This window comes from Rhodospirillum sp. A1_3_36 (assembly GCF_047263945.1).
Lineage (GTDB): Bacteria > Pseudomonadota > Alphaproteobacteria > Rhodospirillales > Rhodospirillaceae > Rhodospirillum.
In genome coordinates, this window is sequence record NZ_JBLAVB010000006.1 from 198,575 (window position 1) to 225,550 (window position 26,976).

General features: G+C 62.1%; 14 protein-coding genes. 12 read left to right on the forward strand and 2 right to left on the reverse strand.

All coding sequences use genetic code 11. The features are described from left to right. Nucleotides 1-56: 56 nt before the first annotated feature. The 5 genes from ftsZ to ACLIRY_RS14820 all read left to right on the forward strand — a co-directional run bounded on the left by ftsZ (nt 57) and on the right by ACLIRY_RS14820 (nt 8,832). Nucleotides 57-1,940 (forward strand): cell division protein FtsZ, encoded by a 1,884-nt coding sequence (gene ftsZ / locus ACLIRY_RS14800; protein ID WP_413206312.1) that lies wholly within the window; start codon nt 57-59, stop codon nt 1,938-1,940. A gap of 452 nt (nt 1,941-2,392) precedes the next feature. Further along, nucleotides 2,393-3,415, forward strand: a complete 1,023-nt coding sequence (gene lpxC / locus ACLIRY_RS14805; protein WP_413206184.1) for a UDP-3-O-acyl-N-acetylglucosamine deacetylase — start codon at nt 2,393-2,395, stop codon at nt 3,413-3,415. 349 nt (nt 3,416-3,764) lie between these two features. Then, on the forward strand, nt 3,765-4,625 hold the full coding sequence (locus ACLIRY_RS14810) for an outer membrane protein assembly factor BamD (protein ID WP_413206185.1): 861 nt from the start codon (nt 3,765-3,767) through the stop codon (nt 4,623-4,625). Between the two features lie 16 nt (nt 4,626-4,641). Continuing rightward, entirely contained in the window at nt 4,642-6,318 is a 1,677-nt protein-coding gene (gene recN / locus ACLIRY_RS14815) for a DNA repair protein RecN (protein WP_413206186.1), read from the forward strand. A 1,257-nt stretch (nt 6,319-7,575) separates the two neighbouring features. Continuing rightward, a complete protein-coding gene (locus ACLIRY_RS14820; RefSeq protein WP_413206187.1) occupies nt 7,576-8,832 on the forward strand; it encodes an Hsp70 family protein in 1,257 nt (418 codons plus the stop codon). Nucleotides 8,833-8,842: 10 nt separating this feature from the next. On the opposite strand, the gene ACLIRY_RS14825 is transcribed toward ACLIRY_RS14820, so the two are convergent. Next, a complete protein-coding gene (locus ACLIRY_RS14825; RefSeq protein WP_413206188.1) occupies nt 8,843-9,496 on the reverse strand; it encodes a TetR/AcrR family transcriptional regulator in 654 nt (217 codons plus the stop codon). Nucleotides 9,497-9,885: 389 nt separating this feature from the next. Between ACLIRY_RS14825 and ACLIRY_RS14830 the strand changes: the two genes are divergently transcribed. After that, complete coding sequence (locus ACLIRY_RS14830; RefSeq protein ID WP_413206189.1) at nt 9,886-11,244, forward strand: HlyD family secretion protein; 1,359 nt, start codon at nt 9,886-9,888, stop codon at nt 11,242-11,244. Nucleotides 11,245-11,287: 43 nt separating this feature from the next. Then, a complete protein-coding gene (locus ACLIRY_RS14835) occupies nt 11,288-12,865 on the forward strand; it encodes a DHA2 family efflux MFS transporter permease subunit (RefSeq protein ID WP_413206190.1) in 1,578 nt (525 codons plus the stop codon). Nucleotides 12,866-13,150: 285 nt separating this feature from the next. Here the strand turns inward: ACLIRY_RS14835 and uvrB are convergent, their stop codons facing one another. Beyond that, on the reverse strand, nt 13,151-15,316 hold the full coding sequence (gene uvrB, locus ACLIRY_RS14840; protein ID WP_413206191.1) for an excinuclease ABC subunit UvrB: 2,166 nt from the start codon (nt 15,314-15,316) through the stop codon (nt 13,151-13,153). A gap of 165 nt (nt 15,317-15,481) precedes the next feature. Here uvrB and ACLIRY_RS14845 point away from each other — a divergent pair, with 165 nt between their 5' ends. The 5 genes from ACLIRY_RS14845 (at nt 15,482) to ACLIRY_RS14865 (ending at nt 26,273) form a co-directional block, all read left to right on the forward strand. After that, nucleotides 15,482-16,978, forward strand: a complete 1,497-nt coding sequence (locus ACLIRY_RS14845; protein ID WP_413206192.1) for a TrkH family potassium uptake protein — start codon at nt 15,482-15,484, stop codon at nt 16,976-16,978. Between the two features lie 150 nt (nt 16,979-17,128). Beyond that, nucleotides 17,129-18,199: a GGDEF domain-containing protein gene (locus tag ACLIRY_RS14850; protein ID WP_413206193.1), complete on the forward strand. Its 1,071-nt coding sequence runs from the start codon at nt 17,129-17,131 to the stop codon at nt 18,197-18,199. A gap of 276 nt (nt 18,200-18,475) precedes the next feature. Then, a complete protein-coding gene (locus ACLIRY_RS14855) occupies nt 18,476-19,729 on the forward strand; it encodes a GGDEF domain-containing protein (RefSeq protein ID WP_413206194.1) in 1,254 nt (417 codons plus the stop codon). 158 nt (nt 19,730-19,887) lie between these two features. Continuing rightward, nucleotides 19,888-21,090, forward strand: coding sequence for a pyridoxal phosphate-dependent aminotransferase (locus ACLIRY_RS14860; protein ID WP_413206195.1), 1,203 nt, complete (start codon nt 19,888-19,890; stop codon nt 21,088-21,090). 212 nt (nt 21,091-21,302) lie between these two features. Further along, nucleotides 21,303-26,273 carry a pentapeptide repeat-containing protein gene (locus ACLIRY_RS14865; RefSeq protein WP_413206196.1) on the forward strand — a complete coding sequence of 1,657 codons (4,971 nt, stop codon included), beginning with the start codon at nt 21,303-21,305 and terminating at the stop codon, nt 26,271-26,273. The last annotated feature ends 703 nt before the right edge of the window (nt 26,274-26,976 follow it).

Consider the following 26,976-nt stretch of genomic DNA (forward strand, 5'->3'; position numbering starts at 1 on the left):
AAAGCAAGGACCCCGTCCTTATGGCATGGTACACGAACGATCCGGAGGCAGATCCAATGGCCATTAACATTACCGTTCCGGAGGGTGTAGAAGCCCCCCACCTTAAGCCCCGCATCACAGTCATTGGCGTTGGTGGCGCCGGTGGCAACGCCGTAAACAACATGATCGACGCCCACTTGGAAGGTGTGGACTTCGTCGTCGCGAATACCGACGCCCAAGCCCTGTGCCATTCCCGGACCAGCCGCCGCATTCAGTTGGGCAACGATGCAACCCAAGGCCTGGGCGCAGGTGCCCGACCCGAGATCGGCCGTATCGCCGCAGAAGAAGCCGTGGAAGCCGTGGCCAACGAGCTGAATGGCGCCAATATGGTCTTCATTACCGCAGGCATGGGCGGTGGTACCGGCACAGGCGCCGCACCGGTCGTCGCCAGCGTCGCCCGTGAACTGGGCATCCTGACCGTCGGTGTGGTCACCAAACCCTTCCAGTTCGAAGGTCAGCAACGCATGCGTCTGGCGGAGGCGGGCATCGACGAGTTGGCGCAGTTCGTCGACACTCTGATTATCATTCCGAACCAGAACCTGTTCCGTGTTGCTAACGAAAAAACGACATTCGCAGATGCCTTCAAATTGGCCGACGATGTCCTTTATTCCGGTGTCCGATCGGTTACCGACCTGATGATCAACCCGGGTTTGATCAACCTGGACTTTGCCGATGTGCGCACGGTCATGCAGAATATGGGTCGGGCCATGATGGGAACGGGCGAAGCCGAAGGCGAACGCCGGGCCTTGGAGGCTGCGGAAGCCGCCATCGCCAACCCGTTGCTGGAGGACACGTCCATGCGCGGCGCCCGGGGTGTTCTTATCAACATCACCGGCGGCACTGACGTCACCCTCTACGAAGTCGACGAGGCCGCCAACCGCATCCGGGACGAGGTGGAGACCGACGCCCATATCATCTTCGGATCCAGCCTGGATGCCTCACTGGACGGTCGCATCCGTGTTTCCGTCGTGGCCACGGGTATCAGCGCGGAAGATATGAGCCGCATGACTCCGGTGGAAAACCAGCGTCCGGCCCAGAGCGTCTCCACCCAAACGGTCCAGGCCGAGGCCCAGGCGCCGGAAGTCCGGACCCCGACCTATGCCCAGACACCCCGCGCCATGGAAGCTTCAGCCCAGGCCCGTCCGACTGTCACCCAGATTGCCCCCAAGGCGCCGAATGCCCAAATGGGGAGCACACGGGGTGCTTCGACAGCGTCCTCCGCCACCCCGCGATCGGCAACGGCGCAATCCGGGCTGCGGCCCCAGACGGCTCCATCCGCCCCCCGGCCTCAGGTTGCCCAATCCGCACCCCGAGCTCAGGTCGCCCAATCCGCACCCCGGGCTCAGACTGGTCAGGGTCCGGTCATGGACTCGACCAAATCCGCCCGCGTTCGTCAGACAGTGTCTGGTCTGGAAAGCATGATTCTGGAAAGCAGCCCCAAGCGGACAGCCACCCAGACACCCTCTCCGGCACCGGTAACACGCCGCGACGCCTTCATCCCCGATGAACCCGTAGCCACGCCACCCCGTCATGCCTCCGCACAGGGCAACCTCGACATTGCAGAACCCATGCGGATGGAGGTGGCTCCCCAGCCGGAGACCCAACCTGCGCCCCAGGAGACCACCTATGATCCGCGTCCGGCCCAGGATTTCCGGCCCGGCGTGGTTCCGAGCACCCGTCCCCAACCTGCTCCCAAGCCGGAAACGGAAAAACCCGAACGGCCGAGCCTGCTGGCCCGGATTACCGGCCTGGGCGGACATCGTGCTGCTGCGGACCACAAGGACCCAAACCCCCTGCTCTCGGCCAAGACCCTGTCTGCAAACCCTAATGACCGGGGCGTGCACAGCCAAACCGACGACCAGTTGGAGATCCCCGCATTCCTGCGCCGTCAGGCGAACTGACAGGCATCCACAGCCCCTGTCCGGAGGGGCCTGCGGATTGACCATGACCATGATTTGCTCCCACCGGGGTCCCCAAAGCGGGGACCCCATCTGGAGAGCGCGCGGCGCGACGAGCCCGGTTCCCTCAGGCCCGTGCCCAGAAACAAAAAAGCATTCAGTCGCTCTTCACAACGGCGCGTGTTCCAGAACGGAACCGCGCCGCGCGTGATTCCGACAGGCGCGATCCTCGCGTCGCAACATATTGCAACAATCCTTGATTTGAGCCCTTCCCGGCGTTTCCTTACAACACTATCAGGAAAGCGAGCCATGGGGATCATGGGGCAAACGGAACGCGGGATTTCCCCTTCCATAGGCCCCCGCCCCTTGGATAACGTCCACAGGGCGATCAACCGTTGAGATCAAGTCTTCTCGGCACACTGGGATCGCTCGGTATTCAAAAGAGGATCGGTGTCATGGATGGATTGCATTACCCAGGCGACACGGTGCGCAATGAAACGCTCGAAAGTCTGTCTAGCATGTCCAGTCCTGCCGTCCGCCAACATACGATCAAAGCCCCTATTTCTTGCACGGGAGTCGGTGTCCACAAGGGTCAAGATGTGACCCTGACCCTTCGCCCTGCTCCCCCCGACACGGGCATCATCTTCCGCCGCGTTGACCTTCCGGAAGATCGGAATGAAATCCCTGTGTCCGCTTGTGCGGTGGTTGATGGCCGCCTCTGCACCACGATCGCGAATAATCATGGCACGACGATGTCCACCGTCGAGCACCTGATGGCCGCGCTGGCCTCCCTCTCCATCGACAATGTGATCGCCGAAGTTGATGGCCCCGAACTCCCGATCATGGATGGGTCCGCCGCCCCCTTTGTTTTCCTTCTGGATTGCGCGGGTCTTGCGGAGCAAGACGTGCCCCGTCGGGTCATTCGCGTACTGAAAACCGTCACCATCTCCGATGGACCGGTTTCAGCCACCTTGCGCCCCGCCGAAAGCGGCTTGACCTTGGATTTTGAAATCGACTTCAAAGCCCGGGCCATTGGTCGCCAGGATTGCCACCTCACCCTGTCCCCGGACCTGTTCCGCAATCACATTGCCCGTGCCCGCACCTTCGGTCTGCTCGAAGACATCGAGAAACTCCACGCCGCCGGTCTCGGTCTCGGTGGCTCCCTGGAAAACGCCGTGGTCGTGGATGACGACAAGGTCCTCAACGAGGACGGCCTGCGGTACCAGGATGAGTTCGTCCGCCATAAAACCCTGGACGCCGTGGGTGACCTGTACATGCAGGGCCTGCCCATCATCGGCCATTACGAAGGCGTGCGTTCCAGCCATCACCATAATAACATGCTGCTCCGCGCCCTTCTTGCCGACCCTCAGGCCTTCGAGATCACCGAGGTGGACAGCTGCGAACTGGACGCTCCCGTCAGAGGTGGTTTCCGCGCTGCTCGCCTGAACAACACCGCCGCCGCCGCGCAAGTGGCCTGAGAATCCTTGATGGTCGCGGTGTCATCCGCAGCCAGGCTTCCCTCGAGGCGCCTCCAGAATTTACGGAATCAGAGTGAAACGGGATCAGCTTGACTCAAGCTGATCCCGTTTCACTCTACGCAGCCCCCCTATTGAGACACCGAACACGACTACCAAACCCTCCCGCTTCGCGCCTAGGGTGCAATGGGGAAGCCCGGGATATCCTTTTCCCAGACAGATCGCCCTTATGGGCCTTGCCCCTCTCCGGTTTCCCCATGATATAGTGCGGCGGCTCGGATCCTGTTTGGTCCGCGCAGCCCGCCATTATGTCTCGTTCCCCTTCCCTTGACCTGACCCAGGACCGGAGCCCATGACAGTGAAACGGCCTTCCCTTCCCCGGTCTTCCGCCGGCCTGCCCTCCCCCCGCCGCGTCCTCATGGCCGCCACCCTCGCCCTTGGTTTGGGACTGGGCCTCACGGGCTGTGCTGGAGATGACAAGCCGGAATACGTGGAACGCCCGGTCGAGGAACTGTATAACGAGGCTGTGGACCTATTGAACGCCGCCAAATACCAAGACGCGTCAAAGGCCTTTGACGAAGTGGATCGCCAGCACCCCTACTCCTCCTGGGCAACCAAGGCCCAGATCATGGCAGCCTACGCCCTATATGAGGACAACGCCTACGACGACGCCGTGGTGGCCCTGAACCGCTTTATCGAGTTGCACCCGGGCAACCAGGATATCGCCTACGCCTATTACCTGCGGGGACTCTGCTTCTATGAGCAGATCGCCGACGCGCGACGGGATCAGCAGATGACGCGTCAAGCCATGTCGAACCTGCGCGACGTGGTGACTCGCTTCCCCGATTCTTCCTATGCCCGGGATGCCCGCCTGAAAATCGACCTCGCCAACGACCACTTGGCCGGACACGAGATGGGAATTGGACGGTACTACCTGGACCACCTGGACTATCTCGCCGCATTGAACCGCTTCCGGACCGTTGTGGAAAAGTTTGACCAAACCACCCACGTGCCCGAAGCCCTCTACCGCATGGTGGAGGTCAACACCATCCTTGGCCTGACTGAAGAGGCCAAGCGAGTCGCAGCGGTCCTCGGGTACAACTACCCGGGTAGCGACTGGTACGCGGATGCCTATGGACTTGTGACCGGGAATACCTCTTACGAGCCCAAGACGGACTCCCGCTGGTACGACTCTCTGACAAACTGGCTCTAGGAGCGCGGGACGACCCATGCTCACTTTTCTGTCCATCCGGGACGTGGTCCTGATCGAACGGCTGGACCTGCGTTTCACCCATGGTCTCGGCGTCTTCACCGGCGAAACCGGTGCCGGTAAATCCATTCTTTTGGATAGCCTGTCCCTGGCCGTTGGCGCCCGCGCAGACAGTGGTCTTGTGCGACGGGGGGCCAACCAGCTGGCCGTGACAGCGGAGTTCTCCGTCGCCCCCGACCACCCCATTCGGACCCTTCTGGCCGAGGCCGATCTGGCCATCGACTCCGCCGAAGCGATTGTGGTCCGCCGTGTTGTCACCGCCGACGGGCGCAGCCGCGCCCATGTGAACGACCAGCCAACCAGTGTGGGTATGCTGAAGCGCATCGGCGAGGGGCTGTTGGAGATCCACGGGCAGTTCGAAAGCCACGGTCTGCTCGACCCCGCCACCCATCGGGGGGTCCTCGATGCTTTCGGAGGCCCGGGCAAGGCGGCGCTTGCCAAAACGGAGAAGGCCCATGCCATCTGGGCCAAGGCCGCCAAGGCCCGCCAAACGGCCGAACGGGATCTCGCCAAAGCCCGGGCCGAGGAAGACCTGCTCCGCCATATGCTGGCCGAGCTGGAGGCCCTCGCTCCCAAGGAAGGGGAGGAGGACCGTCTGGCCGAAGAACGGTCCATGCTGATGAACGGAGAGAAGCTGGCAGAGGGCCTGACCTCCGGCTTGACAGCCCTCTCCGAACCTCAATCGGTGGAAACGGCTCTGCGCCAGGCCATGCGTGCTTTGGAGCGGATCGTTCCCTTGGCCGGACAGCGCTTGGACCCCATCATCGAAGGACTGGACCGGGCTGCGGTGGAAGCGGCCGAGGCCCAAAGCCAGTTGGAAGCCGTCGCGGCCGGAATCGACATGGATCCCCGCCGCCTGGAAGCGGTGGAAGAGCGTCTTTTTGCCCTACGCGGCTTGTCCCGAAAGCATGGCTGCACCGTAGACGCCCTGCCCGCCCTGCTGGCGGACACCCGGACCAAGTTGGAAGCCCTGGATGGGGATGGCGACGTCGTGGCCGGTTTGCTCAAAGCCGAACGGGCCGCCCGCCAAAGCTATCTGGAAGCCGCCCGGGTCCTGTCCAAGGCGCGTCAGACAGCAGCCGTGGAGCTGGACGCAGCGGTGGCAGCAGAATTGCCTCCCCTGAAGCTGGAGCGCGCCCGCTTCGTCACCACGCTTGAGGAGCTGCCCGAGGACCAATGGGGTCCCGAGGGCCTGGACCGCGTGACCTTCCTGGTGGCGACCAACCCGGGCGCCGACCCTGGGCAGATCCACAAGATCGCCAGTGGCGGCGAACTGGCGCGCTTCATGTTGGCGTTGAAGGTGGTGCTCTCCCGGTCGGCCACCGTCCCCACCCTGGTCTTCGACGAGGTGGACGCGGGCATCGGCGGGGCCACGGCGGCGGCTGTGGGCGAACGTTTGGCCCGCCTCGGACAGGAGGTTCAAGTGCTGGTCGTCACCCACTCGCCCCAGGTGGCTGCCACGGGCCGGGGGCACTACAAGGTCCAGAAATCCGACGACGACAAGGGCGGTGTGGGCACCACCGTGCGCGAACTCTCCGCCGAGGAGCGGCTGGAGGAAGTGGCTCGCATGCTTTCGGGCGCCGAGGTGACCGAACAGGCCCGCGCGGCGGCCGAGAGTTTATTGCGGCGAGAATAGGCGAAGGCGCTACGGATGACATTCTCCGTTAAATGTAAGGAGCCTTGCAATCCCATGATTTCATCTGATACACAAAGACGGTTGTTTAAGATGTCAAACTGTAGCCAAGGGTTAAATGAGCACCCAGAACAATCATAAGCCACCACCTTCAGAAAAGGTGAAAATTGCGCCCAGCAGATTTCACGAACTGCTTGAAATCTTTCGGTCGGGATTCGGTGCTGCTGGTGTTATGGCTGTCCTGGCAGAAGGCCTTGTACCCATTATATTAGGAAAACTTTCAAAGCTGACTTTCTCTTCCATAAGCCACATATCAACATATACAACAATAATAGTTAGCCTAGTCGCATTTGTGGCGTCAACTTATTTGATTCACGCTTCGAAAGAAGATAAGAAAAAATAAACGAAACTGGAAGCGTAATGGGAAAGTCTATTTACAACAACCAAATAGAACAAAGCCAGCAAATAATCGAGAGTCATATTGGTTTATGGCTATTCGGCATTTCACTACTTTACGTAATATCTTTGGCTATATTTGATAGCATAAAAGCAAAACGGTTTGTTATATCAAAAAATTCTCTCAGACACCTCCTTGATGGATTAACTTTAGCAACAGGCTGCACCATCGCCTACTCTATTTTTGATACATCAATATTAAGAATAGCAACGTCAAATTCCGTCTACATAACCGTAACATCACTAACATGTATACTCGGGCCAATTATAAATGTGGCGGAACGTTATGATATGACGATCGATAACTAAAATAGGATTCGTTTAGCCTGAAACGGAAGCTCGCTCTCAGTTTTTGTTTAATCGAAATTTTTCGCGACGAACCAGTACCCACTTCATCGAATCTCACTGTAATTTTTTAGAGTATGTTGCGTGAAAAGTGATTCACGCAACATGCTCTAAACCTCTGACATTGAAGCAAATCGTCACGCCTACGGCGTGCGTTCCGCCCGTCGCAATCTGTTCCAGATTGCTCGGGATTTGCTCTAAACAACGCCTATTCCGGGGTGAATATTAACAAATTTAACTCCGCTTAAAATTCAGTTTTTTCTTCAAAGAACTCACGCAAGAACACTTACCAACCAACAACCTACTCCCGGGCACCGAGATCACCGCCGAGGCCCGCGTGGCGGCGGAGAGTCTGCTCGTCCGTTAAAGAAACCGGATCCGGATCCTCCGTTGGACAAAGAGAGCCTGGGTGTGTAAACCATCTGGCCCTTTTTCCCGCCTCGGACGAGGACACCCGCGATGCATTGTGGCCTGGACTTCGGAACCAGCAATTCGACCCTTGGCATGGTCGAGGACGGCCAGCCCCACCTTCTGGCCCTTCAAGATGGTCGCCGGGCCATGCCCACGGCGATTTTCTATGCCGAGACCGGAGGCCCTCCGCTCATTGGCCATGACGCCGTCCGGGCCTATCTGGATGGCGAGGAGGGGCGCCTTCTCCGCTCGATCAAATCCATCCTGGGTACCAGCCTGATTGAGGAAAGCACCCGAATTGGGCGGGGCCGCCTGCCCTTGAAGCAAGCCATCAGTGATTACATTGGCCATTTCAAGCGGCTGACGGAAGCCAGGACCGGGACAGAACTCACCTCAGTGGTCCATGGCCGTCCCGTGCATTTCGTCGACGACGACCCCTTGGGTGATCAGGCTGCCGAGGACAGCCTGCGCGAAATCCTGGAGGGTCTTGGGTTTAGGCAGATCGCGTTCCAGGTGGAACCCCTGGCCGCCGCCCGCCATTTCGCCCACCGCTTCACCCGCGAGGCCGTGGCCCTGGTGGTCGACATCGGCGGCGGCACGTCGGATTTCTCGACCATCCATATCCGACCCGGGGCCGAGGGGTCCGAGGGTGGGAAGATGGAAATCCTGGGCAACCACGGCATCCGGCTCGGCGGCACCAACTTCGATCAGGTCCTCAGCGTCAACGAGGTCATGCCCCATTTCGGACGGGGTGTCCCCTTGGGGGAAAAGGGCATGGAGCCCCCCAATTGGATTTTCAGCGACCTGTCGTCCTGGCCACGCATCCAAACCCTGTACTCCCATCAGGCCCTGAACGACGTCAAGGCCCTGGTCCGGCGCAGCGGCAATGATCCCCGGTTCGAACGCCTGTATACGGTGGTTTACGAGCAGCTCGGCCACCATCTGGCCGGCGATGTGGAGGGCGCCAAGATTGCCCTGTCCCAGGAGGACAGCACGACCCTGCAGCTGGACTATCTTGAGCGGGACTTCTCCATCCCCCTGACCGCCCAGAACCTGCAATCCGCCCTGGTGGACGCCCAGCAGCGGCTGGAAGGCGCCATGGACGCCTGCCTGAACGTCAGTGGTCTTGTGCGGGGTCAGATCGACCTATTGGTGCTGACGGGGGGATCAACGGAAATGCCGATCCTCCAGGCCCAACTCCGCCGCCTGTTCCCCAAGGCCGTCCTGGAGCCCTGCGATACCTTCGGTGCCGTCGGCAGCGGTTTGGCCCTGGAAGCGGAGGCGCTGTTCGGGCCAAACCGATAGGCAAACTACGTCAGGCTCCATATGCCTTCATGAACACCTCAACCGCGCTGTCCACGGTAGCGCGGATTTCCTCCGTGGTGGGTGCCTCGCCGATCCCGAAAAGCAGTGGCTTGACCAACTTGCCCTGGCAGAGAGCAAAGAACTGGGATGCGGCCAGTTCGATGTCGCCAGAGATGGCCAAACTGCCATCCTCAACCCGTTTTTCCAGGATGGCGGCAAGCCGGGCCATACCGAAACAGGGCCCGGTCTCAAAAAAGACCCGCCCCACGCCCGGGAACTTCTCTGCGGCGGCCATAACCATGCGGATCAGAGCGATATGGTCTGGACGCACCATGATCGTCACAAAACTCACCCCCAAGCGTGTCAACAAAGTCCGGACGTCCGACTCGCCCTCGTCCACCTGGAACATGGCCTCCGCCGCTTTCCGGCGATCCTGGACCACCAAGGCTTCGAACAAGGCTTCCTTGCTCGCGAAGTACACATAGAGCGTCCCCTTGGACACCCCCGCAGCCCGGGCGATCTGAGCCATGCTCGCCCCATCGAAACCCGCCGCCCGAAAAACCTGACGCGCCCCCTCGATAATTTCCTGCCGCTTGGGCAGCTCGCCCCCATCACCAGACAGGTGGGACGTCGGAGCAGAGTGAATGGTCATGGCCTTGGTCATTTATTTTCCCGAATAGGCAAGATAGTCGGGTCACAATGGCCCGAACCGGTTCGTCACACAGTCGCTATACAGCTCACACTTTAATACCCCCCCATAACACAGTCGATTGGGGCAAATGAGCCATTTAGATCACGTTTATGAAATCAGGTCGGACAGACCTGATTTCATAAACGTGATCTAAAGACCAAACGACGGACGCGCCCCTCTGACGAGGGTACCGCCTCGTCGTCTGGATCCTTCGATAAAATGCATTGACCGAACCGTTCGGTCAATGATAAACGTTCTCATGTGACCGAACGGTTCGGTCAAAGGCACCCATTTCCCGATGACCGACCGTTCCGCTCCATTTTGTGCAATGGACCGAACAAAATAGACGGAGGAAGACCCCCATGGCTCAAGACAACCCCGCGACACGCACAGATCAGGTGAACCGGGGGACCCGGGAGTCTTCCTCACCCCCATCCACATCCCTTCCTCCCCTGTCCACCTCCCAGCCCCTCCCCACCCGTGGGTCAGACGCCTCGGCTGCCCCCCCGGCCAAGACGTCAGCGGAGTCCGCCGGCCACCCCCCGGCACTGCGGTCGGAGGGAGGAGGGAATGGGGGCGCGGTGGCCGCACCCTCCGGCGCCACCGCGTCCCCCCCCCCACGCAAGAAATCTGCGGCGAAAAAGCTCATTCCCTTGGGTATTGCTGCGGCACTGGCTATCGGAGCCGGGTTCCAGGGCTATGAATGGTGGACCGTCGGCCGCTTCCATGTGTCCACAGACGACGCCTATGTGAAGGCCGACACGACCATCGTAGCTGCCAAGGTCTCGGGTTATGTCAGTGCTGTTCCCGTGGCAGAGAACCATTGGGTGAAGGCCGGAGACGTGCTGGCGACCATCGACGATGGCGACCTTCGTCTGGCCGTGCAAGAAGCCAAGGATCGCCTGTCTACCCAGGATGCAACCTTGGACCGTTTGAGGCTGGAAGCGACCTCCAGCAGCTCGACCATCTCGGAAAAAGAAGCGAAGGTCCAGGCGGCGGAAGCTGCTTTGGACCGGGCCAACCGGGAATTCGACCGCCAATCGAAACTCGTGCATAGCGGCGTGGCAGCGGACCGCTCGTTGGATGACGCTCGGGCCGACAGGAACGAAGCCATGGCGGATCTGGATGCCTCCTGGGCGCAACTTGCAACGGCCACGTCGGACCAGGCTGTCCTCAAGGCCCGCGTAACGGAAGCCGAGGGGCAGCGGGCCGAGCTGGCCACCGCCCTGGACCAAGCCGAACGGAATTTGACCTTCGCCACCATCCGCGCCCCCATCGACGGGGTGGTCGGCAACCGCGCCGTGGAAGTGGGTCAGTACATCACCCCGGGGCAGCGTCTGGCCGCCCTGGTGCCCCTGGAGGCGGTCTATGTCGATGCCAATTTCAAGGAAACCCAGTTGGCGGCTCTCCAGCCCGGCCAGCCCGTGGATATTGCCATCGACGCCTACCCTGACACCACCTTCCATGGCCATGTGGACAGCCTTTCTCCGGCTTCGGGGGCAGAGTTCAGCCTGTTGCCGCCGCAAAATGCCACGGGCAACTTCACCAAAATCGTCCAGCGCATGCCCGTGCGGGTGGCCTTCGACACACCGCAGAGTGCTGCGAAATCGGGCACCATGCCCCCCATACCCCGTCCCGGCATGAGCGTCGTCGTAACGGTGAACACCAAGGGCAGCCCCCCCACCCAAAAAGGTGCTCAAGTCGCCGAATCCAACCCCTAAAGTCGACCCTCCCTAAAGCAGGTCATCCCAAAGCAGGTTAACCATGTCCCAAGCTCCCCTGGCCCTGCCCGCCCCGGCCCCAAAGCCGATCGAGAAGAAGCAACTGATCGCCTTCATCTGCATGGTTTTCGGCATGTTCATGGCGATCCTGGACATCCAGATCGTCTCGGCCTCGCTGTCAGATATCCAGGCGGGCCTGTCGGCCAGTCTCGATGAAATCTCCTGGGTGCAGACCGCCTACCTGATCGCCGAAGTGATCATGATCCCCCTGTCGGGGCTCCTCTCCCGGGCCTTCTCAACCCGCTGGATCTTCGTGCTCTCCTGCGGGGGGTTCACGCTGATGAGCCTGCTCTGCTCGACGGCAACCACCATTGATCAGATGATCATCTATCGGGCGCTCCAAGGGTTCATCGGCGGAGCGATGATCCCGACAACCTTCGCCACGGCCTACACCATCTTCCCCCGGGAAAAGCAGCATATCATCTCGCCAATCATCGGTTTGGTGGCGACCTTGGCCCCCACCATCGGCCCGACGGTGGGGGGCTATTTGACCGAGCTGTTTTCCTGGCACTGGCTGTTCCTGGTCAACATCCTGCCGGGCATCCTGGTGACCAGCGCGACCCTGGTCCTCATCGACTTCGACAAACCGGACCTGTCTCTGCTTGACCGCTTCGACTGGTTGGGTTTGGGCTCCATGATCGCCTTTCTGGGTGGCTTGGAATTCGTGCTGGAGGAAGGCCCCGGCAATGACTGGTTCGAGGATAAATGGATCACCATTTTCACCATCATCTCGGTCACGGGGGCCATTGGCTTTTTTACCCGAGCCTTCACGGCAACAACGCCCATTGTGGACCTGCGCGCTTTCAGTAACCGCAACTTCGCCGCCGGCGCCCTGCTCAGCTTTACCATGGGAATCGGCCTCTATGGCCTGACCTACCTCTATCCGGTCTATCTTGCGCAAATTCGCGATTACTCAGCCCTGATGATCGGCGAGACCATGTTTGTCACCGGTTTGTGCATGTTCATGACCGCTCCCATCGCCGGACGGCTCTCCCGGGCCATTGATCCTCGGATCATGATCGGCATCGGCTTCATTGGATTTGGCATGGGAACCTATATGGCCAGCAAAATCACCGCCGATTGGGATTTCTGGGAGCTCTTCGTTCCCCAAATCTTGCGCGGTGTCTCCCTGATGCTCTGCATGGTGCCCATCACCAACATCTCACTCGGAACCTTGGAGCCGCATGCCATTAAAAACGCCTCGGGTCTGTTCAACGTCACCCGGAACCTGGGTGGTGCGGTCGGACTGGCCCTGATCAACACCATGCTCAACGACCGCACGGACCTGCATTTGGCCCGCCTGCGCGAGCAGGTGAGTTGGGGGCGACCCGGAGTCGAGGAAACCCTGGCCCATTTGACAGGCGCCTTCGCCGATCTGGGGTCGAATGCCAGCGCCGCAGCCCTGAAACAGATGAGCCTGATTGTCCGGCAACAGGCCACGGTCATGGCTTTCGGGGACGTGTTCGTGGCCCTGACCGTGGTTTTCGTCAGCCTCGTCCTGCTCGCCCCGCTTATGCGTCGCCCCAAAATGGGACCCAGTGCCGGCGGCGGAGGGCACTAGAGCCGGATGCTCAAAGTGAAATGAGAAAAAGTGGGCACCGGTTTTCACAGTACACGCCGGAGAGCGCTATGCAGTCACGGGGCTTTTCCCCGTCCCCCACTGGGGCCGTAAGGCCCCAGACCCCGGGCATTTATTGGCCGTAAGGCCCCAGACCCCGGGCTAAAAAAAATGGGGGTTTGGGGGCATTTGCCCCCAAATGGGCTTGGGCTATCGCCCAAAAAAGACGAGATACTGTCGCCTCCTGTGAGACAGCCCTCATGTCTTCGCTCTCTCGTCGTCGACAGCTTACTTCCTGCGGGTGCGGGCCTTCCCTTTCCCCTTGGAGGTCTTGGCCACAGCCCCGCGTCCCCGGGCTGCCGAGGCCAAAAGCGGCGAAGACCCAGCCGTCCCCGGAGCGCCGTCCGGCGGCAGCCCCAGATCCTGGGCTTCCAGGCGTCTGATCTCGTCACGTAGGCGGCCGGCCTCCTCGAACTCCAGGTCCGCAGCGGCGGCGCGCATCCGTTTCTCCAGGTCCGCGATATGCTCGCGCAGGGATTTGCCGACCAATTCCGTCCCACCGGAGGCTCCCAGGTCGACGGTCACATAGTCCTTCTCGTAAACGCTGGTCAGCACGTCGGAGATCTTGGAGCGCACCGTTTCCGGGGTGATACCGTGCTCGGCATTATAGGCCATTTGCTTTTCCCGACGGCGGCTGGTCTCGTCGAGGGCGAATTGCAGCGAGGCCGTCATCTTGTCGGCGTAAAGCAACACCCGCCCTTCCACGTTTCGCGCCGCCCGCCCGATGGTCTGGATCAGAGAGGTCTTGGACCGTAGAAAGCCTTCCTTGTCCGCATCCAGGATCGCCACCAGACCGCATTCGGGGATGTCCAATCCCTCGCGCAGCAGGTTGATGCCGACCAGCACGTCGAAGGAGCCCAAACGCAGGTCGCGGATGATCTCGATCCGCTCCAAAGTGTCCACATCGGAATGCATATAGCGCACCCGGATGCCCTGTTCGGTCAGGTATTCGGTCAGATCCTCGGCCATCCGCTTGGTCAGAGTGGTCACCAGCACCCGGAACCCCTTGGCCGTTACCTCACGGGTTTCCGCCAGCAGGTCGTCCACCTGGGTTTCCACCGGTCGGATGATGCAAACGGGATCGAGCAGACCCGTGGGACGAATCACCTGTTCGGCGACCACACCGCCCACCCGCTCCAGCTCCCAGGGGCCAGGGGTGGCCGAGACGAAGATCGATTGGGGCCGCATGACCTCCCATTCCTCGAACTTGAGGGGGCGGTTGTCGACGCAGGACGGCAGGCGGAAGCCATAATCTGCCAGCACCGTCTTGCGGTTAAAGTCGCCTCGGAACATGCCTCCGATCTGGGGGACGGCCACATGGCTTTCGTCCACGAACAGCAAGGCGTCCTCGGGCAGGTATTCGAACAGGGTTGGCGGCGCGTCGCCGGGCCTGCGTCCGGTCAGGTGACGGGAATAGTTTTCGATGGATTTGCAATGGCCCGTGGCGCCCATCACCTCCAGGTCGAAGGTCGTCCGTTGTTCCAGCCGTTGCGCCTCCAGCAGCTTGCCCTGGCTGGTCAGCTCCTCCAGCCGACCTTTCAACTCTTCCTTGATGGTGCGCATGGCCTGGGAGAGGGCGGGTCGGGGTGTCACATGGTGGCTCGCCGGATAAACCACCACTTTCTCCATGTCCGAGGTGACCTGACCGGTCAGGGGATCGAACTCCTTGAGGGATTCCACTTCGTCGCCCCACAGGCTGATCCGCCAGGCCCGATCCTCGTAGTGCGCGGGGAAAATCTCCACCGAATCGCCCCTTGCCCGGAAGGTCCCCCGGGTGAAGGCGATATCATTCCGGGTAAACTGGATCTCCACCAGCGCCTTGAGCAGGTCATTGCGCGGGAAGGTCTGCCCCACGGAAATCGGAACAATCATTCTGGAATAGGATTCTACAGCACCGATACCGTAAATGCAGGACACCGAAGCAACGATCACGACATCGCGCCGTTCGAGCAGGGCCCGGGTGGCCGAATGGCGCATCCGGTCAATCTGCTCGTTGATGCTGGAGTCCTTCTCGATATAGGTGTCTGTGCGCGGAACATAGGCTTCCGGCTGGTAGTAATCGTAGTAACTAACGAAGTACTCAACCGCGTTATCGGGGAAGAAGCTTTTGAATTCCCCATACAATTGGGCGGCCAAGGTCTTGTTCGGCGCGAGGATCAGGGTGGGCCGCCCCTGGGCCTGGATGCATTGGGCCATGGTGTAGGTCTTACCCGACCCGGTAACTCCCAACAGCACCTGATCCCGCTCGCCCGCGTCCAGGCCCCTCAACAGTTCCGCAATGGCCGTGGGTTGGTCGCCCGCAGGCTGGTAGTCGCTGGCCAGCCGGAATTCCGCTTTGGGACCAGCCGGCGGGCGTTCGTAGAGGGGCATCAAAACGGGCGCGAAACCGGACATGGGCATGGACCTGAAAGAAAGAGAGCTTTGACCGAACGGGACGGAGAAAAGGTGTCCAATTAAGATAAGACCGCATGGCACCCTTGACCAGGGGCCGGTCTTGACCGATAGGGTTGGGGAACCGGATGGGGCAGGCTCATTCGGGTCGGAAGGATGCTTGTTTCCATGGCCTTGATCGCCCCCCAGGATCATGAGCGCCCGGGCCTGAGCCTGGGTGGACTGGAGCTGGTCCCCGTGCTGTTCGTGCTGGGTGTGCTGGTCAGCGCCCTGGGTCTCTCCATGTTGGCGCCCGCGTTACTGGATTTCGTCGTCCACGACCACGATTGGCTCGGCTTCCTCCAAGCTGCGGGGCTGACACTGTTTTCGGGCCTGATGTTGGTGGCCTCCAACTGGCGTCGACCGATCCGGCTGAACCTGAAACAGGGCTTCCTGCTCACCTGCCTGTCCTGGGTGGTGTTGGGATTGTTCGGCAGCCTGCCCTTTATTTTCGCCACCACCAGTCTGGACCTGGGCGATGCGGTCTTCGAAAGCATCTCCGGCCTGACCACCACCGGGTCGACGGTCATCCACGATCTGGACCACATGCCCCCAGGCATTCTGTTTTGGCGGGCTTTGCAGCAATGGGTGGGGGGAATCGGCATCATCGGCATGGCCATCGCCCTGTTGCCGGTGCTCCGGGTTGGCGGCATGCAGCTGTTCCGCATGGAAAGCTCCGATACCTCCGAACGGGGACTGACCCGCATCGGCGAGCTGGGCCTGTCCATTTCCGTCATCTACCTGGTCATCACCGTCGCCGTCGCCTTGGGGTACATGCTGGGCGGGATGACCATGTTCGACGCCATTTGCCACGCCTTCACCACGGTGTCCACCGGCGGATTCTCCAATTGGGACACCTCCATGGGCACCATGGGGCCCGGTGTGTTGTGGATTGCCGTCCTGGGCATGATCTTGGGAGCCATGCCCTTCCTTCTGTTCGTCCAGGCCGCAAGGGGGCGACCCGAGGTCCTGTTCAAGGACTCCCAAGTCCGCACCTTTCTGACTTTCCTGGTCGGCTGTTGGCTCTTCGTCGGAACGTGGTTATGGTTGACCTCCGATAAGAGCTTCCCCGCTGCCATCACGGCGGCAGCCTTCAACATCACATCCGTGGTCACCACCACCGGCTTCGCCTCCGAGGACTACACCCTCTGGGGAGACTTTGCTGTGATGTTCTTCTTTCTGATCACCTTCGCCGGGGGCTGTACGGGCAGCACCTCGGGCGCCATCAAAACCTTCCGCTATCAGATTGCCTACAAGGTCATGCGCGCCCACGTCCGGCGACGCTACCTGCCCCATTCGATCATTCTCTCCACCTACCGGGGCAATCCCATTGATGAGGATGTCGCCGCCTCGGTTGTGCTCTTTTTCTTCGCAACCGGCGCGACCACGGCCTTCATCGCCTTGGGTCTCACTCTGCTGGGGTTGGATTGGGTTACGGCCCTGTCCGGCGCGGCGACGGCCGTGGGCAACGTGGGTCCGGGCCTGGGCCCCCTGATCGGACCCTCGGGCAATTTCGCCATTCTCCCGGATTCGGCGAAATGGCTCCTGGCCCTGGGAATGCTCCTTGGCCGGTTGGAGTTTTTCACCCTTCTTGTGTTGTTCAGCCGCGACTTCTGGAGGCGCTGAATGGGGGGGCTCATGGATCACCTCCATCTTCCCACCCTGCTTTTGGTTTTCTTCATATTAGAGATTCTGAAATTAGGATGTTTTACCGTTCTGTGGTTTCCATACCGCGAAGAACCCGGGTTGAAGGGGTGGTGGCTCGGTTACTTGACGATGGCTATCGGCATGCTTTTGGTCTTTGGCCGAGACATCCTCTCCATCCCCTCTTCCGTGGCGATCCCGTCTGGAAACCTCTTTCTCGTCGTAGGCTTCTACATCACCGCTCTGGCGACCTGGGACTTTATGGAGCGCCCCCGACCGAGGGGCTGGGGTCACCTTCCGGCCCTATTCGGTCTCTTCGCCTTTACGATCCTTCTGTATTACTACACTTTTGCCTCCCCCTCCTTCCAATCCCGGGTGATCCTGATGGTTTCGGTGGCAAGCGCCATGACGCTGCTTCAGATCATCGCCCTTTGGCCCATGTGGCGGGATCGATTCCATCCCATGGGCAAATTCCTTATCGTTTGTCTTTGCCTGATCCTGGCAGCCCATTTGGTGCGTTTGTTTCTGTCCTTTTTCAGCGAAACTCCCCTGCCGCAGAGCAACCTTGAGAACAACATCCATAATTCCCGTGTCGTTGTTGCAGCAATTGTACACTCTTGGCTCCTTGCTTTCGGATCTATTGGCGTCACCGCTGAAAAACTCGGGAAACGGCTTCGCATCCAAGCCGACCGCGATCCCCTGACCGGACTGAACAACCGGCGGGCCTTCCTTGAGGGGGCGACCAGCCTTCAAGCCCGTGACCCGTACAGCCCTTTCTCGGTCCTGGCTATTGATCCGGACCACTTCAGCCGTGTGAACGACAGCCAAGGAATGGTCGCTGGGGACCGCGCCCTGCGTCACTTCGCGAACCTCTTGTCGACGGTCGCACGGAAGGGCGACATTCTGGCCCATATCGGCGGTGGGGAATTCGCCCTGGCCATGCCCGGCGCAAACCGGGAGGACGCCCTCACCCTGGCAGAAACCGCCAGAGCCCTCGTGGAGCAGCACCCGGCACCAATCCGTTCCGGCCCCGTCATCATAACCGTCAGCATCGGTGTCGCGACCCTTGGAGCCCCAGAACCAGGGTGTCCTCGCCCTCCCATCGATACCCTCCTGCAGATGGCGGAAGAAACACTCGCCGCAGCCAAGGAGTCTGGGCGGAACCGCTTGTCCCACAAGGATTTTTCCGGCATTCCCTCTTAACGTCGGCACCCGCCTTTGTTTCACCACGAAAACAGGCCGCCTATCCCGTTGATCCAAACGAAAAAACAAGACTGATCCACCTCCATTTTCCACCTTCCCGAACGGGCAGACCATCCTCTAGGTTTACTGTGGACGTCTATCCCGCACAGGCGGAAACCCAAGCAGTAAGAGCATGGCAAACAGTCCTAATCCGGAAACACAGGGTCTCTTTTTTCGCCATCCCCACATCTTTCACCACCCTCGCATCGTCTACTGGACGAAAGCGCTCCTCAGGCCATGACTCTGCACGTTCCGACACTGATCATTGTCCTGCTGCTGGTCCAAGCCATGTCGGCTCTTGTTTTGGGAATGCTTTGGTGGCGGGACCGCACCTCTCCCGGATTGGGGGAATGGGCCCTGGGACGGCTCTTCGTCCTCCTTGCGCTGTTGATCCTGTCCGCCCGCGACGTTCTCTCTATGCCGCTCTCCATTCTGGTGGGACAGGGGTTCTTGCTCCTGGGTGTTCATGTCGCTTGGTTGGGAACCCTGACCTTCATGGGACGAGAGAGACCGGCAAGTTCGCTGCCTGCGCTCCTCTTCTCCCTGGCCTACCTGGGGGCGATCTCCATCCTGGTTGTCCTCCACACCTCTTTTCCCCTCCGCGCGGCGCTCAGTTCTTCGATGATGGGGGGCTACACCCTCCTCATTGCCAGGGCCTTCTGGCCGCTGTGGCGGGACCCGGCCTATCTGCTGGGTAAACTTCTGGTTGGCAGCTTTCTCTTTACCGGTCTGTTCCACTTGGCGCGGGTCCCTTACTTTCTCCTCGCCCACCCCAACGGAGCCCTTCTGGACGACAGTGAGCACGCGCAAATTCTGTTTCTGGCGTCGATCCTATCGACTCTGGTGACGGGTTTCGGCTGTGTCGGCGTCACCATCGAACGCCTCAACGGCCGCTTGCGTCACCTTGCCGAACGGGACCCGCTGACCGGTCTCCGCAACCGCCGGGATTTCTTCGTCCGGGCCGGGGAGATCCTCGACCGGGTCCGGAGGGAGGACCTCCCCCTGGGGGTGCTGGCTTTGGATCTGGACCACTTCAAAGGGGTGAACGACACCCATGGGCATGCGGTGGGCGACCGGGCCCTCTGCCATGTGGCGACTCTGCTTCGGGAGTCCCGGGGCGAAGATGGACTGCTCGCGCGCATGGGGGGCGAGGAATTCGCCCTGCTGCTCCCCGGCCTGACAGAACCCGAGGCCCGTGCCCTGGCCGAAACCATTTGCGCCCGCATCGCCGGAACGCCCCTATCCCTTGGGGATGCGGTGAACACGGCATCCCCAAGGGATGCGGTGAACACGACCCTTCCTCTGACAGCGAGCATTGGCATGGTCCAGACAAGGGGCCGAGATCTGTCCGACAGGGGACCGGTCCTGGACCACCTGCTGCAGGCCGCTGATCAAGCCCTCTACCTGGCGAAGGCCGACGGGCGGAACCGGGTGGTCCAGGGGTCCATCACATATCCAGCACCTGGCCCCGGCCATGACCCCCGGCCATGACCCTGGCCATAACCCTGGCAATCCGGCCCCCGGGACTTTAGCAGGCCTTGCGCGCAAGGCGGACCGGGAGTAGGTTTTTGCGCTCGCCCGTCGATCCGTAGGACGCGCGACCCCAATTCCCACCCCTCCCATCGACTTCATTGATTCCGAGGAACACCATGTCGATCGTCGCCACGCGTCTGTCCGTCATCAAGCCGTCACCGACCATCGCGGTGACCACCAAGGCCGCCGAGCTCAAGGCCGCGGGCCGCGACGTGATCGGGCTGGGCGCCGGAGAGCCGGACTTCGATACTCCCGAGCATGTCAAAGACGCCGCCGTCGCCGCCATCAAGGCCGGGGAGACCAAATACACCGCCGTCCCCGGCACGCCCGCCCTGCGTAAGGCCATTTGCGCCAAGCTCAAGCGCGAGAACGACCTGGACTACACCCCCGAGGAAATCACCGTCGGCTGCGGTGGCAAGCAAACCATCTACAACGCCCTGATGGCGACCCTGAACGAGGGCGAGGAAGTGATCGTCCCGGCTCCCTATTGGGTGAGCTATCCGGACATCACCCTGCTCGCCGGCGGCGTGCCCGTCTTCGTGCCCTGCGGTCCCGAGGTCGGCTTCAAGTTGCAGCCCGCCGACCTGGACAAGGCCATCACACCCAAGACCAAGTGGTTGGTGCTGAACAGCCCCTCCAACCCGACCGGCGCGGCCTATGCGGAGTCCGAGCTGCGGGCCATCGCCGACGTGCTGCTCAAGCACCCCCATGTCTGGATCATGACCGACGACATGTACGAGCATCTGGTCTACGACGGCTTCAAATTCACCACCATCGCCCAGGTGGAGCCCAAGCTGAAGGACCGCACCCTGACGCTGAACGGGGTCTCCAAGTCCTTCGCCATGACGGGGTGGCGCGTCGGCTACGCGGCGGGCCCGGTCGAGGTCATCAAGGCGATGAACAAGATCCAAAGCCAGTCGACCACCCATACCTCGTCCGTTTCCCAGGCCGCCGCCAAGGCCGCCCTGGAAGGCCCGCTGGACTTCCTGGCCGAGCGCAACGCCGTGTTCAAGGAGCGCCGGGATCTGGTGGTCAAGATGATCAACGAATGCCCGGGACTTTCGGTGGGCACACCGGAGGGGGCTTTTTACGTCTATCCCTCCTGCGCGGGCGTGATCGGCAAGAAGACCAAAGACGGCACGGTGATCGAGAACGACACGGTCTTCGTGACCAAGCTGCTGGAGGAAGAAGGCGTCGCCGCCGTGCAGGGCGCCGCCTTCGGCCTGGAGCCCTACTTCCGCATCAGCTATGCCACCTCGACCGAGAACCTGACCGAGGCCTGCATCCGCATCAAGCGCTTCTGCGAGTCTTTGGCTTAAGCACAACAGGCGGGGACGTCGTCCCCGCACCCCTATCGGGGAGGCCAAGCCTCCCCGAACCCCACCATTCCTGAGAAGCCCGGCCCCCGCGCCGGGCTTTTTTTATGGCCAACCTTCACATCAAACTCAATTCAAACATATCAAACACAATCCCTTGACTCTCACACCTCAGGCGCGCAGCATCCGTAAATACCAAATGCGGAGATGCCGTCATGCCCGAGCTCAATGCCTATTTCGCCAAGCGTGCCGCTGCCAATCTGGATGTGACGGGCGCCTTGAAAAAGCACCTGGACGCCCTCCTGGCCCTCATGGAGGAAAACGGGCATATCACCGTTGGCCGGGTGCACGGGGACCTGTTCAGCCTCGCCACCCCCGCCAGCGCCAACGCCCAGCTCAACCGCCTGATCAAGCAGATCAATGATGCGGCAGAGGGCCAATCCCTCCCCCTCCGCCTGGAGATCACCCAGGACAAGAAACGCGGCTCCCAACGGGAGCTTTGGTTCGAAGGCCCCACCCCCGGCCCGGCCCTGGCCCATACGGGCGACATCAACGCCGTGCCAGAGGATCGCTTCTTGGACGATCAGCGGGGCCTGGATTTCGATGCCCCCGATGTGGTGCTTCTGACCTTCAACGAACACGAGACCAAAGCGGCCCTGACCGCCTTCCACCCACAGGGTCCCGCGCCGACCGACACCCGCGACGGGGTGCCCTATTTCCGCTTGGGGCGCCATGGCGGCATGTCCATCCTTCTGCGGGTCAGCGAGCAAGGCCCCCAGGAGACCCACGCCGCCGTGGGAGAAGCCATTCGCCATTGGGCACCCCGGACCATCATCGCCCTCGGCATCGCCTTCGGCATGGGGGGGAAACAGGCCATCGGCGACGTGCTCGTCTCCACCGCCGTCCGGGATTACGACATGGGCCGCATGAACGAGGACGGCACGGAAACCGCACGGGGCCACCGCAACCAGGCCTCCCCCGTCCTGGTCGGACGGTTCCGCAGCCTGGACCATGCCATGCTCGCCCAACCGGATTGCGCCCTGCATTGGCCCAAACTGCGTTTTGGCGTGATCCTGAGCGGATCCAAGCTGGTGGACAGCAAATCCTTCAAGGACAAACTCCGCGCCATCGAACCTGAAGCGGTCGGCGGAGAAATGGAAGGCGTTGGCCTGATGGCCGCGGCCCTGCGCCGCCAAAGCGATTGGATCGTCGTCAAGGCCATCTGCGATTGGGGCGAAAACAAATCCAATCCCCGCAAGGAGCAGGACCAAGCCATGGCCGCCAAACATGCCGCCCTGGTGGTCAAGGCCGCCCTGGACATGGGTCCCCTCCACGACGGTTCCCCGCCCCGCCCCGATCCGAACGACCCCCGCCCCCGGAAACGCGGCCCCCGCCCCCGCGCCCCCATGCACCTATACGACGGCGAGGCCATCCCCGAGGAGCTGTTCATCCTCGACGCCGAGGGCTCCCATACCAGTTTTCTCAAGGACGAAATCCGCGCCCACCGGGGCGCGGGGACCGAGGGCGTCAAAGTCCTCGACGCCCTCCGTGCCTGGACCGTAGAAAAAACCGCCCCGCCCCTCTTCGCCCTGCTGGGGGAATACGGCATGGGCAAAACCGTCACCTGCCAAAAACTGGCCCAGGAGATGGACGCCGCCCGAAAGGCCGACCCCACCCGTCCCCTCCCGCTCTACTTCGACCTGCGCCATATCACCGGCCTGGACAAACGCACCCCGGACCTGCGCGAAGCCCTGGAGGAATGCATGCGCCGGGGCTGGGCCACGGACGGGGACGAAGCCTATACCCTGGAAAACGTCTTTACCTGGATGGAACAGGGCGCCGTGGTCTTCCTCGACGGCCTGGACGAGGTCCTCGTCAAGTTGAAGGAGGCCGACGGTCAGATCTTCACCAACGGTCTGCTAAAACTCATCCCCGACCATACCGCGCGCATCAGAGACAAGGCAGGCGCCGCCCCCGCAAGGGTGGTCGTCACCTGCCGCACCCAGTATTTCCGCACCCTGCGCGACCAGAAAACCCATTTCACCGGGCAGGAACGGGGCGAAGTCACAGCGGACAGATACCGCGCCCTGGTCCTCCTCCCCCTCAGCGAGGAACAAGTCGCCAAATACCTCGCCAGCGCCCTGAAGGTAGAAGACGCCGACTTGACCCGCATCATGGACACGGTCCGCTCCGTCCATGATCTGGAGGACCTGACCCAACGGCCCTTCACCCTGAAACTGGTCTCTGACTTCATTCCCGATATCGAGGAGGAACGCCTTGGCGGGCGCCCGGTCCATGGGGTGACTCTCTACCGCAAAATGGTTCGCCGCTGGCTCGACCGCGACCAGGGCAAGCACCGCATCGAGCCGGACCACAAGATGCACCTCGCCGCCCATTTGGCCGCCACCCTGTGGCGCGACAAAAATGCGGGTCTACCCGCCGGGGAGCTCGAGGATTGGTTCCTCGACTGGCTGGACGAAAACCCCAAGCTTCGCCGTCACTACCAATGGAACGAGTCCATCGGCCTGGACCAGTTGAAGGAGGACCTGCGCACCGCCACCTTCCTCCGCCGGGTCGAGGAGAACGAGGACGAGGACGGCGGCACCTTCCGCTTCGCCCATACCTCCTTGCAGGAGTTCTTCCTTGCCAGCTATCTCTATGACGCCCAGAAGGCCGACCAGCCCGACCGTTGGGTGCTGCCAACGCCCAGCCCCGAAACCCTGGACTTTTTGGGACAAATGCTGGCGGAGGATCCCGCCCCCCTGGCCACCCTGGACCGCTGGGTGCCCCTCCGCCGCCCCCCGGTCAACGAAACCATCCTGACCTACGCCAACCGAGCGGTCCGCCGCGCCCTGCCCTGCCCACGCCTCCGGGGCCTGTCGCTCACGGAGGCGGAACTGGACGACGGCGTTTTCGGCACGGCGGACCACCCCCTCGATCTGACGGGCGCGGATTTCTCTGGCGCCCACCTGCGCCGCACCCGCTTCCCCGGAACCCGGCTGGTCGAGGCGGACTTTTCCAACGCCCACCTCGCCCAAGCGGAGCTGGAAGACGCGGACCTGACCGGCGCCCACCTGGACGGCGCGAGCCTATCGGCGACGGTCTTCCGGTCCTGCGACATGACCGAAACGACCTGGGAGAACGCCAGAGGCCTCCGCCCCCATGTGATTCACGGACGGAACTTCCCCCAAACCCCGGACACGGCGACCCTGACCCCGGTCATTGCGCCCACGCCCGGACCTCCCCCCCCTGCGGCGCGCCTGTTCTGGCTTGCAACGGGTCCCGTCCAATGCTGCGCGTTTTCGCCAGACGGGCGGCGCCTCCTCTCGGGCGGGGAGGACGGCACCCTCCGCCTCTGGAACGCCGAAACCGGGCGCATACTCTCCGCCATTGAGCACGGCACCCGGATCCAATCCTGCGCGTTTTCCCCGGACGGGCGGCGCCTCATCTCGGGCGGGGACGACGGCACCCTCCGCCTCTGGGACGCCGAAACCGGGCGCGCCCTCTCCGCCATGGAACACGGCGACTGGATCACCTCCTGCGCGTTTTCCCCGGACGGGCGGCGCCTCATCTCGGGCGGGGACGACGGCACCCTCCGCCTCTGGGAGGCCGAAACCGGGCGCCTCCTCTCCGCCATGAATAACAGCATCTGGATTGATTCCTGCGCGTTTTCCCCGGACGGGCGGCGCCTCATCTCGGGCGGAAGAGACGGCACTCTCCGCCTCTGGGACACCGAAACCGGTTGCCTCCTCTCCACCATGAAACACGGCGAATCGATCCTGTCCTGTGCGTTTTCCCCGGACGGGCGGCGCCTCCTCTCGGTTGGAAATGACGGCACCCTCAAACTCTGGGAGGCAGAAACCGGGCGCCTCCTCTCCACCATGAAACACGGCGAATGGATCCTGTCCTGCGCGTTTTCGCCAGACGGGCGGCACCTTCTCTCGGGTGGGAGAGGGGGCGCCCTCTGCCTCTGGGATATCGAAACCGGGCGCCTCCTCTCCACCTTTGAGCAGGACGGTCCCATCTGGTCCTGCGCATTTTCGCCGGACGGGCGGCACCTCCTCTCCGGTGGGTTTGACGGCACCCTCAAACTCTGGGAAGCCGAAACCGGGCGCCTCCTTCGCCACTCTCAAAAAGATCGGAACCTTTTAAGCTCCTGCACGTTTTCACCGAACGGGCGGCGCCTACTCTCGGGCGGTAAGGACGGCATCCTCCGCCTCTGGGACGCCGAAGCCGGCCGCCTCCTCTCCATCAGGAAACACGGCACCTGGATCAATTCCTGCGCGTTTGCGCCGGACGGGCGACGCCTCCTCTCCGCCGGAGACGACAGCCTCAAACTCTGGAAGTCCGAAACCGGGCACCTCCTCTCCACCATGGAACACGACACCTCGATCAATACCTGCGCGGTTTCGCCGGATGGACGGCGCCTCCTCTCGGGCGGAGAAGACGGCACCCTCCGCATCTGGGAGGTCGAAACCGGGCACCTCCTCTCCGCCATGGAACACGGCCCTGGAATCAATTCCTGCGCGGTTTCGCCGGACGGACGGCGCGTCCTCTCGGGCGGAGGCGGTACCCTCCGCCTCTGGGACGCCAAAACCGGGCGCGTCCTCTCCACCATGGAACAGGGCCGCAGTATCTCGTCCTGCGCGTTTGCACCGGACGGTCGGCACCTCCTCTCAAGCGGATTCGACGGGTCCCTCCGCCTCTGGGAGACCGCAACCGGGCGCCTCTTCTCCGCCATGAAACACGGCGCTGGGATCACTTCCTGCGCGTTTTCGCCGGACGGGCGGCGCCTCCTTTCGGGGGGGACCCACGGCACCCTCCGCCTATGGGACGCCGAAACCGGGCGCACCCTCTCCGACACTATGAAACACGGCACCTCTATCATTTCCTGCGCGTTTTCGCCGGACGGGCGGCGCCTCCTCTCCGCCGGGAACGACGGCACCCTCAAGCTCTGGGAGGCCGAAACCGGGCGCCTCCTCCGCGTCCATGGCGTCTCCGAGACCGGCGGGCATGCCGTTTGGGAGCCCGAGGGGATGCGGGTGATCGAAGCCGCCGGGGATGGCCGCAGCCTGCTCTCCTGGGTCGTGGAGGGCGCCCCCGAAGTCCTCCCCCTCGAGTATTACGGCCCCATCCCCGCCCCCGTCGTCCCCGCGAACGCGGGGACCCAGGGTGGGAACCAGTGACGGATGCACTCGACGCAACAGATGCGCCTTTCCCCCACGAAAGCGCCATCAACCCTGGATTCCCGCGTTCGCGGGAATGACGGAGGGGGGGGGGAGCGGGCATGACCAGAAGGAGAGAGGGAAAGATGCAGGCGCCTGGGTTCGCAGCTCCCCCCGTCGTCCTCGCGAACGCGGGGACCCAAGGGGGGGGAACCGGTGACGGAAGCCCTCGACGCGACAGACACGCCTTTCCCCCACGACGGCGCCATCAACACTGGATTCCCGCGTTCGCGGGAATGACGGAGGGGGGGAGCGGGCATGACGCGAAGGAAAGAGGGAAGGATGCAGGCGCCTGGGTTCGCAGCTCCCCCCGTCGTCCCCGCGAACGCGGGGACCCAGGGTGGGAACCGGTGACGGAAGCTCTCGACGCAACAGACGCGCCTTTCCCCCACGACAGCGACATCAACCCTGGATTCCCGCGTTCGCGGGAATGACGGAGGGGGGAAGTGGGCATGACAAAAAGGAAAGAGGGAAGGATGTAGGCGCCTGGGTTCGCAGCTCCCCCCGTCATCCCCGCGTTCGCGGGGACGACGGGAAAGGAGGAAATAGCGAAATAAAACAATCTCTTACCTAATTTTAGGGAGGGTTTGGGAGGCCGCCGCCTCCCAACGGGGGTTTGGGGGCGGCGCCCCCATGCTCCGCCAGCTCCCCATGCTCCGCCAGC